The 17,594-nt window shown below is 52.8% G+C and carries 16 protein-coding genes; 14 read left to right on the top strand and 2 right to left on the bottom strand.

Annotated elements, in window-relative coordinates; all coding sequences use genetic code 11:
* Complete coding sequence (gene ppdK, locus MUB23_RS09730) at nucleotides 1-2,622, top strand: pyruvate, phosphate dikinase (RefSeq protein ID WP_244800294.1); 2,622 nt, start codon at nucleotides 1-3, stop codon at nucleotides 2,620-2,622.
* A 250-nt stretch (nucleotides 2,623-2,872) separates the two neighbouring features.
* Here the strand turns inward: ppdK and MUB23_RS09735 are convergent, their stop codons facing one another.
* Nucleotides 2,873-4,072 carry an ATP-binding protein gene (locus MUB23_RS09735; protein ID WP_244800295.1) on the bottom strand — a complete coding sequence of 400 codons (1,200 nt, stop codon included), beginning with the start codon at nucleotides 4,070-4,072 and terminating at the stop codon, nucleotides 2,873-2,875.
* Between the two features lie 342 nt (nucleotides 4,073-4,414).
* On the opposite strand from MUB23_RS09735, the gene MUB23_RS09740 reads away from it, so the two are divergent.
* The 8 genes from MUB23_RS09740 to MUB23_RS09775 all read left to right on the top strand — a co-directional run bounded on the left by MUB23_RS09740 (nucleotide 4,415) and on the right by MUB23_RS09775 (nucleotide 12,101).
* On the top strand, nucleotides 4,415-5,272 hold the full coding sequence (locus tag MUB23_RS09740; protein WP_244800296.1) for an SAM-dependent methyltransferase: 858 nt from the start codon (nucleotides 4,415-4,417) through the stop codon (nucleotides 5,270-5,272).
* Between the two features lie 46 nt (nucleotides 5,273-5,318).
* On the top strand, nucleotides 5,319-6,464 hold the full coding sequence (locus MUB23_RS09745) for an iron ABC transporter substrate-binding protein (protein ID WP_244800297.1): 1,146 nt from the start codon (nucleotides 5,319-5,321) through the stop codon (nucleotides 6,462-6,464).
* Nucleotides 6,433-7,488: a FecCD family ABC transporter permease gene (locus MUB23_RS09750; RefSeq protein ID WP_244800298.1), complete on the top strand. Its 1,056-nt coding sequence runs from the start codon at nucleotides 6,433-6,435 to the stop codon at nucleotides 7,486-7,488. Before MUB23_RS09745 ends, MUB23_RS09750 begins: the two co-directional genes overlap by 32 nt.
* Complete coding sequence (locus MUB23_RS09755) at nucleotides 7,485-8,243, top strand: ABC transporter ATP-binding protein (protein ID WP_244800299.1); 759 nt, start codon at nucleotides 7,485-7,487, stop codon at nucleotides 8,241-8,243. The genes MUB23_RS09750 and MUB23_RS09755 overlap by 4 nt, the downstream gene beginning before the upstream one ends.
* A 14-nt stretch (nucleotides 8,244-8,257) precedes the next feature.
* Nucleotides 8,258-8,788, top strand: a complete 531-nt coding sequence (locus MUB23_RS09760; protein ID WP_244800300.1) for an FmdE family protein — start codon at nucleotides 8,258-8,260, stop codon at nucleotides 8,786-8,788.
* A gap of 207 nt (nucleotides 8,789-8,995) precedes the next feature.
* Nucleotides 8,996-9,199, top strand: coding sequence for a tautomerase family protein (locus tag MUB23_RS09765; RefSeq protein WP_244800301.1), 204 nt, complete (start codon nucleotides 8,996-8,998; stop codon nucleotides 9,197-9,199).
* Between the two features lie 121 nt (nucleotides 9,200-9,320).
* Nucleotides 9,321-10,529, top strand: coding sequence for an MFS transporter (locus MUB23_RS09770; RefSeq protein ID WP_244800302.1), 1,209 nt, complete (start codon nucleotides 9,321-9,323; stop codon nucleotides 10,527-10,529).
* A 48-nt stretch (nucleotides 10,530-10,577) separates the two neighbouring features.
* Nucleotides 10,578-12,101: a carboxylesterase/lipase family protein gene (locus MUB23_RS09775; protein ID WP_244800303.1), complete on the top strand. Its 1,524-nt coding sequence runs from the start codon at nucleotides 10,578-10,580 to the stop codon at nucleotides 12,099-12,101.
* 30 nt (nucleotides 12,102-12,131) lie between these two features.
* Here the strand turns inward: MUB23_RS09775 and MUB23_RS09780 are convergent, their stop codons facing one another.
* Nucleotides 12,132-12,998 carry a prepilin-type N-terminal cleavage/methylation domain-containing protein gene (locus MUB23_RS09780; protein ID WP_244800304.1) on the bottom strand — a complete coding sequence of 289 codons (867 nt, stop codon included), beginning with the start codon at nucleotides 12,996-12,998 and terminating at the stop codon, nucleotides 12,132-12,134.
* Nucleotides 12,999-13,258: 260 nt separating this feature from the next.
* On the opposite strand from MUB23_RS09780, the gene MUB23_RS09785 reads away from it, so the two are divergent.
* The 5 genes from MUB23_RS09785 to modA are packed head-to-tail and all read left to right on the top strand — an operon-like array spanning nucleotide 13,259 to nucleotide 17,592.
* Entirely contained in the window at nucleotides 13,259-14,284 is a 1,026-nt protein-coding gene (locus tag MUB23_RS09785) for a molybdopterin-binding protein (protein ID WP_244800305.1), read from the top strand.
* 3 nt (nucleotides 14,285-14,287) lie between these two features.
* Nucleotides 14,288-14,782, top strand: a complete 495-nt coding sequence (gene moaC, locus MUB23_RS09790; protein ID WP_244800306.1) for a cyclic pyranopterin monophosphate synthase MoaC — start codon at nucleotides 14,288-14,290, stop codon at nucleotides 14,780-14,782.
* Nucleotides 14,775-15,740 carry a GTP 3',8-cyclase MoaA gene (gene moaA / locus MUB23_RS09795; RefSeq protein WP_244800307.1) on the top strand — a complete coding sequence of 322 codons (966 nt, stop codon included), beginning with the start codon at nucleotides 14,775-14,777 and terminating at the stop codon, nucleotides 15,738-15,740. Before moaC ends, moaA begins: the two co-directional genes overlap by 8 nt.
* 1 nt (nucleotide 15,741) lies before the next feature.
* On the top strand, nucleotides 15,742-16,677 hold the full coding sequence (locus tag MUB23_RS09800; protein WP_244800308.1) for an MOSC domain-containing protein: 936 nt from the start codon (nucleotides 15,742-15,744) through the stop codon (nucleotides 16,675-16,677).
* 48 nt (nucleotides 16,678-16,725) lie between these two features.
* A complete protein-coding gene (gene modA, locus MUB23_RS09805; RefSeq protein ID WP_244800309.1) occupies nucleotides 16,726-17,592 on the top strand; it encodes a molybdate ABC transporter substrate-binding protein in 867 nt (288 codons plus the stop codon).
* Nucleotides 17,593-17,594 lie beyond the last annotated feature (2 nt).

The following is a 17,594-nucleotide window of genomic DNA, read 5'->3' on the forward strand; positions in this document are numbered from 1 at the left end:
ATGGCAAAATGGGTGTATTTGTTCAAAGAAGGGAACGCGGACATGCGCAACCTTCTTGGCGGAAAAGGTGCCAACCTGGCCGAAATGACCAATCTGGGCCTTCCGATACCGCAGGGCTTTACGGTGACGACCGAAGCTTGTACGGATTATTACAACAATGGAAAGCAGATCTCGGAGGAAATCCAGGGACAGATTTTCGATTATATGAAAACTCTGGAGGAAATCCAGGGCAAGAGTTTTGGTGACACGGAGGATCCGCTGCTGGTTTCCGTCCGTTCCGGCGCACGCGCTTCCATGCCTGGTATGATGGACACGATCCTGAACCTGGGCCTGAACGACGTGGCGGTGGAAGGCTTCGCGAAGAAGACCGGGAATCCCCGTTTCGCCTACGATTCCTATCGCCGCTTTATCCAGATGTTCTCGGATGTTGTGATGGAGATTGCAAAGCCGAAATTTGAGGCGATTTTGGACGAGGTTAAGGAGTCCAAGGGTGCGAAGTATGACACCGATCTGGATGCCAATGACCTGAAGGAAGTCATCGCAAAATATAAAGAGCTGTACAAAAAAGAAATCGGTTCCGATTTCCCGCAGGATCCCAAGGATCAGCTGATGGAGTCCGTCAAAGCAGTATTCCGTTCCTGGGACAACCCTCGTGCGATCGTATACCGCCGGATGAATGATATCCCTGGTGATTGGGGAACCGCTGTCAACGTGCAGGCCATGGTATTCGGCAATATGGGCAATACCTCCGGCACTGGCGTTGCTTTCACCCGCAACCCGTCCACCGGCGCCAAGGGCATTTACGGAGAATATCTGATCAATGCGCAGGGCGAAGACGTGGTAGCAGGTATCCGTACTCCTCAGCCGATCACCAAGCTGGAGCAGGATCTGCCGGAGTGCTATAAGCAGTTCATGGAGATCGCCCACAAGCTGGAGACCCATTACCGCGATATGCAGGATATGGAATTCACGATCCAGGAAGGCAAGCTGTATTTCCTGCAGACCAGAAACGGCAAGAGAACCGCTCAGGCCGCTCTGCAGATTGCCTGCGATCTGGTGGATGAAGGCATGATCACGCCGGAAGAGGCGGTTTGCCGGATCGACGCCAAGTCTCTGGATCAGCTGCTGCATCCGACCTTTGACAAGGATGCCCTGAAGGCAGGCAAGGTTCTGGGCGAGGCTCTGCCCGCTTCCCCTGGCGCTGCCGCTGGTAAAGTATATTTCACCGCAGAGGATGCGAAAGCTCATCACGAAGCCGGTGAGAGAGTGATTTTGGTTCGTCTGGAGACCTCTCCGGAGGATATCGAAGGCATGCACGCGGCTGAGGGTATTCTGACTGTCCGCGGCGGCATGACGAGCCACGCTGCTGTTGTGGCCCGTGGCATGGGCACGGCTTGTGTATCCGGCTGCGGCGCAATCAATATCAATGAAGAAGCCAAGGTGTTCAGCCTGGGCGGCGAGACCATCCACGAGGGCGATTACATTTCCCTGGACGGTTCCACCGGTAAGATCTATCTGGGCGACATCCAGACGGTTCCGGCTTCCGTCAGCGGAAACTTTGGCCGCATCATGGAGTGGGCCGACCAGTTCCGCCGCCTGAAAGTCCGCACCAACGCCGACAACCCCACCGACACGGCAAACGCTGTTCGTCTGGGTGCCGAAGGCATTGGCCTTTGCCGTACCGAGCATATGTTCTTTGAGCCGGAGAGAATTCCGAAGATCCGCAAGATGATCCTCTCCAAGACCCAGGAAGCCCGCGAGGCTGCTCTGATGGAGCTGCTTCCGTTCCAGAAGGCCGACTTCAAGGCGATGTACGAGGTTCTGGAAGGACGGCCCATGACCGTTCGTTACCTGGATCCGCCGCTGCATGAGTTCGTTCCGACTGATCCGCAGGATATCGCGGACCTGGCCAGAGATATGAATATGACTCCGGAAGAAGTGAAGGCGGTCTGCGACGGCCTCCACGAGTTCAACCCGATGATGGGCCATCGCGGCTGCCGTCTGTGCGTGACCTATCCGGAAATCGCAAGGATGCAGACCCGCGCCGTCATGGAAGCTGCCATTGAAGTCAAGGCGGAGAAGGGCTACGATATCATTCCTGAAATCATGATCCCGCTGGTAGGCGAGAAGAAGGAACTGAAGTTTGTCAAGGATATCGTGGTTGAGACTGCGGAGCAGGTGAAGAAAGAAAAGGGTTCCGATATGGAATACCACATCGGCACGATGATCGAGATCCCTCGCGCGGCTCTGACCGCGGATCAGGTAGCGGAGGAAGCGGAGTTCTTCTCCTTCGGAACCAACGATCTGACCCAGATGACCTTCGGCTTCTCCCGTGATGACGCCGGCAAGTTCCTGGATTCCTACTACAAGGCCAAGATCTACGAGTCCGATCCTTTTGCGAAGCTGGATCAGACCGGTGTCGGCCAGTTGGTGGAGATGGGCGCTAAGAAGGGCCGCGCCACCCGCCCGAACCTGAAGCTGGGTATCTGCGGCGAGCACGGCGGCGATCCGTCTTCCGTAGAGTTCTGCCACAAGGTGGGCCTGGACTATGTGTCCTGCTCCCCGTTCCGTGTGCCGATCGCAAGACTTGCGGCAGCACAGGCGGCTCTGAACAATAAATAAGAATAAGGATTCGGTTGTTACGATGCAAAGGCGATTATTCTGCCGCTGCAAAAATCAGTATCCAACTAAAGAAATAAAAAAAGACCTTTGGCCTAACCGCCAAGGGTCTTTTTTTAACCCGCATAGCACCTGAAAAGCCTTGAAAAGCAAGGGCAGGCAAGGCGGATACATTCAAACAATGCGGTCTATTGGCGTTGATCGTTCAAAGTGATACTTGCTTTCTGGCATTCTTGCCGCACCCTTTCTATCTTTAATACTCCTTATTCAACAGAAAATCCGCCATATGCACAATCTTAACGCCATTGATATTTCCAGCGGCCAGTTCGTCCAGCGTCACCACATATTTCGGGTAGTGGTCTTTAATTTCAAGAAGATTGGCAACCTCCCGATCGGATTCCTCCGGGAGCCGCCGGCACACCTGAACATAAATACGCTCATCACGACGCACCGCTACGAAATCTATCTCTTTCGTTTCATTCTTGCCGATATAGACATCGTAGCCTTTCCGGCGCAGTTCAAAATAAACAATGTTTTCGAGCATAGCTGCAATAGACTTCGGGTTAAATCCCATTATGCAGTATTTGAGAGAAGGATCTGCCAGATAGAATTTTTCCTGTGTTTTCAGAACAGATTTTCCCTGCAAATCGTACCGCTGGCAGCGATAGATGATAAAAGCCTTTTCCAGCCAACTCAGATAGTTGTAAACCGCCTCGACTGACAGGGAACGACCCTCGCTTTTCAGAAACTTAACGATTGCGTTTGCAGAAAAGGTCTTGCCTACATTTTCAACGATATAGCGAACAACACGGTTAAACAAATCAAAATTCGCTATGTTGTGCCGTTTTGTAATGTCGCTTGTTATGACAGAGTTATAAATGCCCTCTATGATCTGATAAGCAGAACGCTCATCAAAGCTGCCGAGCGCAACAATAGGGAAACCGCCCATACGGATATATTCATTCAAAAGTTCTCTCGGTGAATGACCGCTCTGTTTTTTGAACTCTAAATATTCGGCGAAAGACAAGGTATAGACCGGGATAGAAATATACCGCCCCGTCAAATAGGTTGAAATTTCGCTGGCCATCAGTTTGGAATTGGAGCCGGTCACATAAATATCTGAGTGTGTATCTTCAAGCAGACTGTTCACAGCCTTTTCCCAACCGTCTATTTCCTGTACTTCATCAAGGAGAAGATAATACCATCCGTCGCCAGTCATCTGCTCCTTAATACCTTTATACATATCTTTATCGGTCATACCGTCTTCAAAATCTTCCGAGGTATAGCGCATACGGATAATGTGATCTGCGGCAACACCGTTTTTCAGCAGATCGTCCCGCAGCATTTCTAAAAGGGTGGATTTTCCGCAGCGACGGATTCCGGCCAATATTTTCACCAGAGGTACATCACGATAGGTTTTCAGCAATTCCATATAATGGGGTCTTAAAATCATAATATTGCCTCCTTTTCCTTACTGATAGTATAGCCAAAAACCATAATGCTATCAATAGTTTTTACTGTGAAAACCTAAAAACTTATCTTTAATCAGCACTTTTAAGCTTAATCTTTAGATGCTGCAACTTTTCGTGTCCACACTTATATACTGACACCATGCCGCTGTTTATCGAAATACAGATGGGTGGTATGCCATACAAAAAATTGCCAGTATGACCTCAAAATATCCCCCCAGGGGGCTTATATTATTTCTGAATTATGATATATTGGATTTATGCTTGAATAAAAATGAGTTGTGATCGCGGAATCCAAAAAGATCCAACAGAAGGAGAAGATGGAGATGGATTACCGGGCAAAAGAAGCCGGGCATGGCGTGGACTGGGATGCCTTTCGCAAAAAATGGAGCCGCGCTATCGTAAATTCGGAGGCCAATGTAACAGTATGGAACGAGATGGCCGCTTCCTTTCAAAAACATGCGGCTCCGGAATGGGACAGCGATCCTTTTCTCCGGGAAGTGGCGCGCCGGGTTCATTTTGAGAAGGGGATGCGTACCTTGGATATCGGATGCGGTACCGGTATGTATTCCATACGGATGGCAGAAAGGGCAGAAGAAGCGGTGGGAGTGGATGTTTCCGCCAATATGATCGCGTTTGCCGAGGCGAACAGGCAGGAGGCCGGGCGTGATCATGTGAAATTTCTCTGCATGGACTGGCCCAATGCCGGAGAGGAAGAGATCGAAAACCTCGGAACCTTTGACGTGGTTTTTGCAAAAATGACGCCGGCAGTATCAGACGGGGAAAGTTTTATCCGGCTGCTGCGGGCCGCGAAAAAGCATTGTTTTTTCGTAAAGCCTACTCGCAGGACCGATTCGGTGCTGGATCGGCTGAAAGCGGCGGTGGGAGCAAGGTCTGGGGAAAACAGCTTTGATCAGAGTATTCCTTCTGTCTTCGAAGTTCTCTGGCAGATGGGAATGCGGCCGGAATTTTCCTACCGAGAGGATTGCTGGGAATCCGAACGTCCGCTGGACGAGGCAAAACGGTGGTATGGCAATAAACTCCTCACGTACCGTCCGATTGGAGCGGAGGAGACCGCGGTGATCTCCCGTATCCTGGAGGAGGCGGCCATCGATGGGATGGTTCGGGAGAAAACCCATACGACGGTTACCACGTTGTATTGGAATATGGAGGAAGCAGATTGATCGTGATTCCAGGATAAAAAATAAAAAGTGCGAAAGGAAAATGATGATGAAAAAGAGCCTATCCTTGTTGTTGCTGAGTACACTGGTGCTGTCCCTTTGCTCCTGCGGGAGCCAGACGGCGAATACCACCGCGGCTTCATCCGCAGAAAGTTCACAGGCCGTGGCACAGTCTGCTTCAGCGGCAGAGAATACGGGGAAAACACGTACCCTGGTGGATTCCAGGAGCCGGGAAGTGACAGTGCCGGAGAAAGTGGAACGCATCGTCTGCGTCGGCGTGGGAGCCCTGCGCTACAGTTGTTATGTGGGAGCGGCGGACTTGGTTGTCGGAGTTGAGGACTATGAGACAAAGCCTGGAATGTCCCGTCTTTACAATTACGTAAATTATGACAAATTTAAGGATTTGCCGGTGACCGGCACCAACGGGGAACCGAACAATGAACAGATCATCCAGGTGGGGCCTCAGGTGATTGTAATGTCCGCCTATGCCAGTGTGGACGCGGATGAACTGCAGGCCAAGACAGGAATTCCGGTGGTTGTAGTTCCGGGCAGCGATACCACGCTGGATGACGGCGCCTATGAGACCATCCGTATTCTGGGCGAGCTGTATGGAAAAGAAGACAGGGCGGAAGAACTGACCGCTTATCTGCAGGGCGTTCAAAAAGATTTAGACGATCGCACGGTGAATATTCCGGAGGAGGGCAAACCGAGCGTTTATGTGGCCGGCGTTTCCTTTAAAGGAGCCCATGGCTTTGAAGGCACGGAAGCTTTATACGGCCCGTTTGAATTGATTCATGCTAAAAATCTGGCCAACGAGACTGGCCAGACCGGCCCGTTTGACATTGACACGGAGCAGGTTCTCAGCTGGGATCCGGACATCATTTTCCTGGACTTCAACGGGATGAGCCTGATCAACGAGGATTATGCCAAAAATCCTGACTTCTACAATGGTTTGACTGCGGTAAAGGAAGGCAAAGTGTATTCCCAGATTTCCTTCCGGTCCTCCGCCTCCAACCTGGAAACTGCATTGGCGGATGCCTACTATGCCGCCACTGTGATCTATCCGGAGCAGTTTTCCGATATCGATCCGGTGGAGAAGGCTGGGGAGATTTTTCAAATGCTGTTGGGGGCGAATCCTTACGGGGCTTTAAAGGAGGCCGGATATGAGTTCCGCCAGATCAAGCTTGGTGAATGAAAATCAAAATTCGGCGTACCGGCGCAGGCAAAGGAAAAGTATCCTGTTTCTGGCGATTATGGCGTGTATTTTGCTGGTCGCCTGTATTTTGGCACTGCGGGCCGGATCCTATGAGACGCCGGTCATTGAGCTGGTGAAGGGGATATTCGGACAGTCCTCCGATTCCAAGATCAATATCGTCGTCCAAAATAACCGGCTTCCGCGCATCTGTACGGCGATTGCGGCAGGAGCCGGTCTGGGTCTGTCCGGCTGTATCCTTCAGGCAATCCTGAGGAATCCGCTGGCATCCGCGTCAACCCTCGGCGTTTCCCAGGGGGCGAGCTTTGGGGCGGCGATTGCGATCGTCGTGCTGGGCTTAGGGAATAACATGGGCTTAGGCGTGCCGGTCTGCGCCTTTGCCGGATCCATTGCAGTGGCACTGATTATCTTGGGCCTGTCCCGTTTCCGCAGAATTTCCCCGGAAGGGATTGTGCTGGCCGGAGTGGCCATCAGCGCGATGTTCACGGGCGCGACGACGCTGATTCAGTATTTTGCCGATGAGGTGGAGCTGGCGACCCTGGTATTTTGGACGTTCGGCGATTTGGGCAGCACCGGCTGGGGTGACGTGGGCTTTATGGCGGTTATTGTTCTGGTGTTTGTGATCTATTGTGTGTTTCACCGCTGGGATTATAACGCCCTGATGAGCGGATCGGAGACTGCGGTCAGCCTGGGGATTCATGTACAGCGGCTGACCCTTGTGAACATGCTGCTGTGCTGCCTGGTCAGCTCCGTGATCGTCTCTTATGTGGGCCTGATCAATTTTATCGGGCTGATTGCACCTCACATCGTCCGCATGGTTGTGGGCAATAACCATGTTTATCTGATTCCAGGCTCTCTTTTAACCGGAGCGACGGTGCTGCTTTTGGGGGATCTGTTTGCCAGGACGGTGATCCGGCCTGTGATCCTTCCGATCGGAGCAATCACTTCCTTTTTGGGAGGCCCTTTGTTTTTGTATCTTTTGTTCAAAGGCGGAAAACAAAAATGATACGTGTGGAAAATATCTGTTATCACTACCGCGGCTGCCCGGAGCTTCTTCAGGATATCAGTTTTCATCTGGAAAAAGGAAAGTTTTTAGCCATCCTGGGAAACAACGGAGCCGGAAAAAGCACGCTGCTGAAATGTTTCAATCATATTTTTCCGGCGGATTCCGGAAAGGTTATGCTGGATGGAACCGATCTGCTGGCCTTATCCCACAGGGAGGTGGCAAAGCGGGTTGCCTTTGTCTCCCAGAGCGTGCCAAGTACGCAGATGACGGTGCGGGATGTGGTTATGCTGGGCCGCCGTCCTTATATGCGCTGGGGATTTACGGAAAAGGACGATCAAATTGTCCGGGAGGTCATGGAGCGGCTGGATCTGACCGGGGAGATACAGGGCCGTTTCCTGAATCAGCTCAGCGGCGGGGAACAGCAAAAAGTTATGCTGGCCAGGGCCCTTGCCCAGCAGCCTCAGGTTTTGCTTCTGGATGAGCCCACCAGCAGTCTGGACATTCGAAATCAATATCAGGTTCTAAAGATCGTGCAGGATATTTGCCGCAAGGACGAAATTTCTGCAATCATAGTCATTCACGATTTAAATTTGGCACTGCGGTTTTGCGACCGCTTTCTGCTGATGCGGCAGGGGCGGATCTACCGGTACGGAGACCGCTCGGTTTTAGACTCGGCTGCGCTCAATGATGTGTACGGCGTTGACGCAAAGGTTGTGGAAATCGAGGGACATTATTCCGTGCTGGTGAATCAATAATAGGGAGGATACAGATGGATAAGAAATTGATTTGGGAGAAATGCGTGGCTTTTCACGGGCATGAGTGCGGAGGCCTGACCATTGGATATCAGGCGGCGTTATATGCCATCCAGCTGCTGGAACTTGCATTTTCTGAGGATGAACAGGTGGTGTGCATTTCGGAAAACGATGCCTGCGGTGTGGATGCCATACAAGTGATCCTTGGCTGCTCGGTGGGAAAAGGAAATCTATTGTTTCATATGACGGGAAAACAGGCGTTTTCCTTTTACAACCGGACTGCAGGAAAATCTGTGCGGCTGGTCCTGAAAAAGAAGCCGGAGGCCATGACAAAGGAAGAATCTTTTGCGTACTATCAGAGCCTGGAACCCAAGGATATGTTTGACGTGAAGGAAACGAAGCTTACGCTGCCGGAGGAGGCGCGTCTGTTTGATTCCTATATATGCGAGTGCTGCGGGGAAACCACCGGGGCAAATTGGATTCGCCTTCAGGGGGGGAAGAAGCTCTGTATTGACTGTTATGCCTCTTATAATCGGTTTGACGTTTAGAGGAGCTATAAAGGACAAAATCAGCAGATTAAGGGGATCATATCGATTCATTCGGAGCGGTATGGTCTCCTTTTTTGTACGTGAGAAATTCCTTTTAGGCATATTTCACTATTCCTTTTAGGCGTTAGACATTCCAGCCTTTTTTTTATAAAATGGAAGTATCCAAAGCGGGAAGCTGTTTTCCGTAAATCAAAAGGAGGATTGGTCATGCCACATGTCGATATTACTATGATTCCCGGCAGAAATGACGCTGAGAAACAAGACATTGCCCGAAAAGTGCAAGAGTTTCTGGCCGGAGAACTGGGGATTGAGGAAAGATTTGTATCCGTCTCCATCGAGGATGTCCCGCTGGAAGCGTGGAATGCTCATATGGAAGGGATGAAAGGAAAAAAAATGTTTGTCGAACCATAAGAGCGGTTTGCCCCGGAGGAGCGACTTCCGCATCAAAGAGGCAGGGATAGCAGAAAATTGATCGGCGGAAGGGATATCTCGATGCGTCTTGTCTGCACTTTAGAAGAAATGAGTTTGGTTTATGAAAAAAATAGATCGGGTTAATGGGCGCAAAGAAAAGAAAAAATGGGGGGTTCTGATCAGCTGCTGCGGTATGATCGTATCCTCCGTCGGGCTATGTACCAATGCCTACGGTGTTTTTTATCTTTCCCTCTGCGAAAAAATGAACAGCACGAGCGGCGCGGTAGCGCTGCATGCCACGATAGCAGGGCTGCTGACCGGGCTTTTGAATCCGTTGATTGTTTTTTTATTAAAACATATCCCGGTTCGCAGATTAGTCGGAACCGGGGCTCTTCTTTCCGCCCTTTCTTTTGTATGGATGGCCTTTGCCGGTAACATGTTTGAGCTCTATCTGCTGGCTGTTTTGCGGGGAATCGGCACCAGCTGCTTTTACATGCCGGTGGCAACGATTCTTCTGGGAAACTGGTTTCCGGAAAAAAGCGGAGTCGCCACAGGTATCGTGATGAGCTTTGCCGGGGTGGCGGGCGCTGCTTTAAGCCCCCTGCTGACATGGCTGCTGGAACAGACCGGTCTTGCCAAAACCAGCCTGTTGTGCGCGGTTTTCATCCTTGTGACGGTATTGCCGGGGTGTTTTCTGATAGAACTGGAACCTCAGACAGGGCAAAAGAGGCTTAAGACAGTGCAGGGGGAGGAGCTGACGGCAAACTTTTCTTATGGATCGGCGGCGTTTATCACCTTTGCCGCAATGTGCTTTCTGATCACGGCCTCCACCGGGCTGACATCTTACTTTTCTAAGCTAACGGAACAGATGGGGCTGGGCGCCATGGTGGGAGCGGGAATGATTTCGGCGGCTATGATCGGAAATGTGGCGGCAAAGCTGGCGATTGGAGTGCTCAGCGACCGGGCTGGTGTTTATAGGGCGTCTATGACAATGATGGGGCTGGCGCTTTTGGGATTGCTGCTGATTCTTTTTTCTTGTTTTTTCTCCCCATTCCTTTATTTGGGGGCGTTCCTTTTCGGTATCATCTATTCGGTGAGCAGCGTGGGGATGTCCCTGATCGCAAGACATATCTATGGAACCAAAGGATATGGGAAAGCTTATGCGGCTGTCAGCGCAATCGGATGCGGAGCGGCGGCGCTAGCTCTGACCATCCTGGGGATAGTGTCCGATATCACAAACTCTGCTTATCTGGTGGTTGGCTTTGTACTGCTTCTCTCCATTGCCGGAACCGGCTTATTGTATCGAATGAGAAGCATACGCCAGCAATAACATTTCTATTTTGTAGTGTTGAAAAACTTTAGAATCAGGAGGATGAAGATGGCTTTGCTGCAGGTTAAGACAGAACAGGGTATTGTGGAAGGAATGCCGGCGGGAAACCAGGCGGTCAGCATTTTTCGAGGGATTCCCTTTGCAAAAGCACCGGTCGGGGATCTTCGATGGCGTGCCCCTCAGCCGCCGGATCATTGGGAAGGAGTGCGGAAGGCCTATACCTTTGCACCGATTGCCATGCAGGAACGCTTTTCCTCAGAGGGAGGAGGAAATACCCTGGCGGCGCAGGAATTTTATTGCAGAGAATACCCGATGAGCGAAGATTGTCTGTATTTGAATGTATGGACGCCTGCCGAGTCTGCGTCGGAAAAGCTGCCGGTGGCAATTTACTTTCACGGCGGGGCCTTTGAGACCGGTTACAGCTACCTGAACGCTTATGATGGGGAAGGATTTGCAAAGCGTGGGATCATCATGGTTTCCGTGGCCTATCGTTTGGGCGTATTCGGTTATTTGGCTTTGCCGGAGCTGGCGGAGGAGGACGAAGAACATCATTCCACCGGGAACTATGGCACGATGGATCAAATTGCGGCGATCCAATGGATAAAAAGAAATGTCGAGGCTTTTGGCGGTGATCCGTCTAATATCACCTTGTTCGGCCAGTCCGCCGGAGGCTTGAGCGTGCAGAATTTGTGCGCGACGCCTTTGGTTTACGGCGATTTCCAGCATGCAATCATGCAGAGCGCCGGAGGCTTGAGCAAAGGAGGGGTGCCGGACCATCTAACTTTGGAGCAAGCGTTTCTCTATGGGGCGGAGTATAAGGATCAGCTGCATGCCGCCACCTTGGAGGAGGCCCGCGCGCTGGATGCACAGACGCTGATTCAGGCTTACTCTGAAATGAAAGGGGGGCCGGGATATTTAGAGCACTACCGTCCGTGCGTGGACGGCTATGTCCACCCGGAGCCGCCGGATCAATATTTTCGGAAGGGCAGGCATCCGGATATTGATACGATGATCGGCTGCACCGCCGCAGAGTTTCGTCAATACGGAAAACCGTCCCCGGAGTATGAGGAAATCCAGCGAATGGCAAAAGCGCGGTACGGCGCATATGCGGAACAATATTTGAGAGCAATTCATGCGGACCAGCCGGAGCTTTGCCAGCCTTGCTTCGAGGATATCATTGGAGATGATGTGCTGGCGTCGAATTTGGCCTGGTGCGAAAATCAAAACCTTCTGGGAAGGAAGCCGGCTTATCTGTACTATTTTACCTATGTTCCGCCGGGAGCCGAGAAAGCGCACCATTCGGCAGAACACCATTATGTTTTTCAAACTTTGGTGCGGTCAAAGCGGCCGTATACCGGTTTTGACTATGATCTGTCCAATGAATTGGCGGACTACTGGGCCAATTTTATGAAGACGGGAAATCCCAATGGCGGTCAGGAAACATGGACTCCCTTCACAGAATTTGCTCCCAAGGCATTGATCATCGATCGGCAACGCTATATGGATATCATTCCGCGCCGGGCAAACGTGGCTTTTCATGTGGAGTTTTCTTTGGGAAAGTTGCTCGGTTAAAACAAAAAAGGCCGTCAAAACGGGCAGCCTCTAATTTTTCATTTCCGGCTGCGCCGGCATCTTGTTGAAAACGCCGTAAATCGAAGAATAGTTCTTCTTGTCAGCGTCGGACTGAGAGACTTCATCGGTCTTGTACTCGGAGAAACTGCGGTCTCCCCGGCCGATGACGTTGTACTTGTGACTTTTCCCGTCCGTGGAGTCGGAGGCGGACAGGGTCTCCTCCGTGACGGAGACAAAACCGGCCGTGTAAGTTCCGCGGGCCGAATTATAACGCATCACTTTCACCTGATCCCCCACCTTTTTGGACGCAATGTCCTCGGTGGTCCAATAAAAATAGTAGTTTCCGGAGCCGATTCCCTGGAGGGACCAGGTCTGCACCCCTTGTTTCGATACATTGAATCCCGCGATATTCAAAGCTTCCAGAATCTGCGAGTAGGCCTTGCCGGTATTGGAGGCCGAATCGATCTTTTTTCCTTCGTTGGCATATTTTTTGATCAGTTCCGCGACCTCCTCGGAGGTTCCCATCACATGTTCCAGCGCTTCGTTCATATTAAAATTATAATCCGTATCATGCTCTTTGCAAACGACGGCGATGCTGCCGTCACCGGCCCGGCTGACCTGATACGGCCCGGCTTGCGCGCACTTGTATTCAGACTGATTGGAAAGCTCCTGGAGCTTGACGGCGTCATAGCTGCTGTCTTTTCTCCAGTCGTAGACCTCCTCCATGGTTAGATCCCGGAGAAGCCCCGCTTTATTGAGCTCACAGACCTTTTTGTGGGTCTTGTCGATATATTTTACCAAAGCCGGAAAAATCAAGGCCATCAGGATCGCCAGGATAACTAAAACTACGATCAGCTCCACCAGAGTAAAACCTTTCTTCTTTTGTGATTGTTCCATCGGGATCCCCCGCCTTCCTGCGCTATGTCGTGTAATGATATTATAGCGCAGAGGCCATGGGAATGCCAGAGATTTTTCGGGAGATCCGGATGAAATTAAGAATTATGGGTAATTTGGAATTTTTGAAGAAAATTATTTATTTTTGCGAAAGTATAATTATTGACTTCGCATTTTGATTGGATTATACTAATAAAGAAATAACGTTCTGGCGCGGGGCCGGATCTTACAGGCGAAAAGAAACAGGGAATAGGGAGAAAGAGATGAAACTGATTCGTACACAGGATGCAGTCGGCCATATACTCTGCCATGATATGACGCAGATCATCAAAGGGGTGACGAAAGACGCGGCGTTTCGCAAAGGGCATGTGGTGACGGAGGCGGATATTCCGGTACTGCTCTCCATGGGAAAAGAGAACCTCTATGTCTGGGAAATGGAGCCGGGGATGCTCCATGAAAATGAGGCGGCAGAAATCCTTTACCGGATCTGCGCCGGAGAAAAGATGCGTCCGACGCCGGTAAAGGAAGGAAAAATCGAGGTGATTGCCGAGGAAGACGGCCTTCTCCTGGTGGACGATGCGCGCCTTCGGGCCATCAACGGTATGGGAGAGATCATGATTGCGACCAGGCACGGCCACTGTCCGGTGAAAAAAGGGGACAAGCTGGCCGGAACCCGGATCATACCTCTGATCATCCGCGAAGAAAAAATGCGGGAGGCGGAGGCGATCGGCGGGGATACGCCGCTTTTGACCCTAAAGCCCTTCCGGAAGAAAAAGGTGGGGATTGTGACCACCGGCAGCGAGGTGTTTCATGGCCGGATCACCGATACCTTTACGCCGGTGATTGAAGAAAAATTAGCGGAATATGGCTCGGAGATGGGCATGCACGAGATCTTAGACGATGATAAAGAAGCCATTGCCGCGGCGGTCCGCCGAATGCTGGATGCCGGGATGGATCTCATCCTCTGCACCGGCGGTATGAGCGTGGATCCGGATGATCGGACTCCGGCCGCGATCCGCGACAGCGGCGCCCGGGTGGTCAGCTATGGGGCGCCGGTGCTTCCCGGAGCCATGCTTATGGTGGCGTATGCCGGTGGCGGCCGCCCGGTGGCAGGGCTTCCCGGCTGCGTCATGTACGCAAAGCGGACGGTGTTTGATCTGGTGCTGCCGCTGTTTCTGGCCGACGTGCCGGTGACGGCGGAGGATCTGGCTGCCATGGGACAGGGCGGGCTATGTCTGGGATGCCCGGTCTGCACCTATCCCAACTGTGGGTTTGGGAAAGGGTGGTGACGTATGGGGCTGACTCATTTTGATTCCCAGGGAAACGCCGTGATGGTTGACGTGGGAGAAAAAGAAGCGACAGAGCGGGAGGCCCGCGCCAGAGGGCGGATCCGAATGACGGAGGAGGCGTTTCAGGCAGTGGCGGAAGGAACCGCCAAAAAAGGGGACGTGCTGGGCGTGGCGAGGGTAGCCGGAATCATGGCGGCCAAGCGGACGCCGGATTTGATCCCGCTGTGCCACCTTCTGGCGCTGACCAAAGTCGCGGTGGATTTTAACCTTCACCCGGAAAGCTGGGAGGTGGAGGCGGTCTGTACGGTGCGGTGCAGCGGGAAAACCGGTGTGGAGATGGAAGCATTGACCGGCGCGTCCGTAGCCTTGCTGACCGTGTATGATATGTGCAAAGCAGTGGATAAGGCCATGGTGATCTCGGAAATTTACCTGGAAGAAAAGCGCGGGGGGAAAAGCGGTGAGATCCATAATCCGCCGCCGGGAGAAACGTATGATTGATGGTTATCACAGAACGATTGACTATCTTAGGATTTCGATCACGGACCGCTGCAATCTGCGCTGCCGGTACTGTATGCCGGTGGATCTGCCGTTTCGGTCCCACGATGAAATTTTGCGGTATGAGGAGATAGAGCGGGTCTGCCGCGCGGCGGTCCGGGCGGGGATCCGCCATGTCCGGGTGACCGGCGGGGAGCCGCTGGTGCGGAAAGGCTGCCTGGATTTTTTGGAACGGCTGAAACAGATGCCGGGGATCGAGACCGTGGCGGTCACCACCAACGGGGTTCTGCTTGAGGAAGCGGCGCCGCGGCTTGCGGCCATGGGGATTGACAGCGTGAATATCAGTCTGGATACCCTGAGGGAGGATACCTTCCAAAAGATTGCCCAAAGGGATTTATTCCGGGAGGTGTGGAAGGGGCTGATGACAGCGATTGAAGCCGGACTTCGGGTCAAGGTGAACTGTGTGCCCCAGAGAGGCGTGAACGACGGGGAACTGGAAGCCATGGCCCGCCTGGCCGAACAATACCCCATTGACGTTCGATTCATTGAAATGATGCCGATGGGATATGGAGATGAAACCCCGACAATCGGGAGCGAAGAAATAGAAGAGCGTTTCAGGGCGGCATTTCCAGGCCTTCAAGTCTGCGGGGAGCGGCGGGGATTCGGTCCGGCTCATTATTACGAGGTGCCGGGGTTTCAAGGGAAGATTGGGATCATCGACGCGGTCAGCCATTGTTTCTGCCAGGAATGCAACCGGATCCGCCTGAGCAGCGAGGGGTTTTTAAAGCTTTGCCTATACTACGATCAGGGCGTGGACCTGCGGGCTTTGCTCCGGTCCGGAGCTGCCGATGAGGAGTTGTTCCAGGCGATCAAACAGGCGGTTGCGCAGAAACCGGCGCGCCATGGGTTTGACTCCGGGCGGCGGGAGGAATCCCGGACTATGTCCCAAATAGGAGGTTGAGATGGGTAAGATCATAGCAATTTGCATCAGTGATGTGCGGGGAATTCAAAAACATCCGGTGGATGAGGTGGTTTTGGAGCCAGAATGCGGGATCACCACCGACGCGCACCGGGGAAATTGGCACCGGCAGGTCAGCCTGCTCTCCGCCGGGAAGATCGAGGAGTTCAACCAGCGCGGGGCCGGTGTGACGCCGGGGGCTTTTGGGGAAAACCTGGTGGTCGAAGGGTTTGACTTTCGGAATCTGCCGGTGGGCACCCGGTTTACCAACGGGGACGTGGTGCTGGAAATGACGCAGATCGGCAAGGAATGTCACACTCACTGCCAGATTTATCAAAAGATGGGGGAGTGCATCATGCCGAAGGAAGGCGTTTTTGCAAAAGTGATCCAAGGGGGCAGGCTTCATGCCGGCGATGAGCTTACGGCGGAACTGCCCCACGCCGGTAGGCCCTTGACGGCGGCGGTGCTTACCCTGAGCGACAAGGGAGCCCGCGGGGAGAGGAAGGACGAGAGCGGCCCGCTGATCGCCGCGCGCCTGGAGGAAGAAGGTTACGAGGTGGTGGAAACACTGATCCTGCCGGACGAGAGGAAACGGCTGGAGACAGAGCTGATCCGTCTCTGCGACGGGCGTCAGGTGAACCTGATCCTGACCACCGGCGGCACGGGCTTTTCCGAGAGAGACCAGACGCCGGAGGCTACGATGGCGGTGGCGACCCGGAATGCTCCGGGCATCGCGGAGGCGATCCGGGCCTATTCGATGCAGTTTACCAACCGGGCGATGCTGAGCCGGGGAGCTTCGGTGATTCGGAATCAGAGTCTGATCATCAATCTGCCGGGCAGCACGAAGGCGGTTAAAGAAAGTATGGATGCGGTTCTTCCCGCATTGAAACACGGCCTGGAAATCCTGAAAGGGACGGCCGGGGAATGCGGCAGAAAATAAGACGTCTCCCTAGGGAGACCAATGGAAGGTAAGAAAGGAGTACGAGTTATGAAAAAAGGAATTTCTATGATGCTGGCCGGCATTCTTGCCATGGCCGTGCTTGGGGGATGCGGATCCTCCAATGAGGGTACTACAGGGGCCGCTTCGACGGCGGCGGTGACAGCTACGGAGGCGCCCACAACGGCCGCCGCGACTACTGCCGCGTCCGCATCCAAGGAAAAAGTTACGATTTTGGTGGCGGCGGCAGCCAGTCTGGAATACTCTTACACGGAAAAACTGATTCCCATGTTCCAGGAAAAGTACGACTGGATCACTGTGGAGGGAACCTACGACAGTTCGGGAAAATTACAGACCCAGATTGAGGAAGGCCTTGCGGCTGACGTATTTATGTCGGCGGCGACGAAGCAGATGACAGCGTTAAAAGATGAAAATTTGATCGACGCGGGCTCCATTGTGGACTTGCTGGAGAACAAGATCGTTGTGATCGTCCCGGCGGATAAGAAGGACAGCATCACCACCTTTGAGCAGATCGCCGATGTGGAGACCGTAGCTCTGGGGGATCCGGAGAGTGTCCCGGTCGGCCAGTATTCAAAGGAAGCTCTGACTAACCTGAACCTGTGGGATACGGTCTCCGCAAAAACCAGCTTCGGCACCAACGTGACGGAGGTTTTAAATTGGGTGGCGGAAGGCAGCGCGGATGCCGGTATTGTGTATGCCACGGACGCGGCTACCACAGATAAGGTAGCGGTGGTGGCCGAGGCTCCGGAGGGCAGCCTGGAAAAGAAAGTGATTTATCCGGTCGGGATGGTGGCTGCTTCCGAGCACTCGGAGGAAGCGAAGCTTTTCATCGAGTTCCTGCAATCCGAGGAAGCGATGGCTGTCTTTGAGGAATATGGCTTTTCAGCCAACAAATAAGG

Origin of the sequence: Cuneatibacter sp. NSJ-177 (assembly GCF_022867805.1) — a bacterium.
Classification (GTDB): domain Bacteria; phylum Bacillota; class Clostridia; order Lachnospirales; family Lachnospiraceae; genus Pseudolachnospira.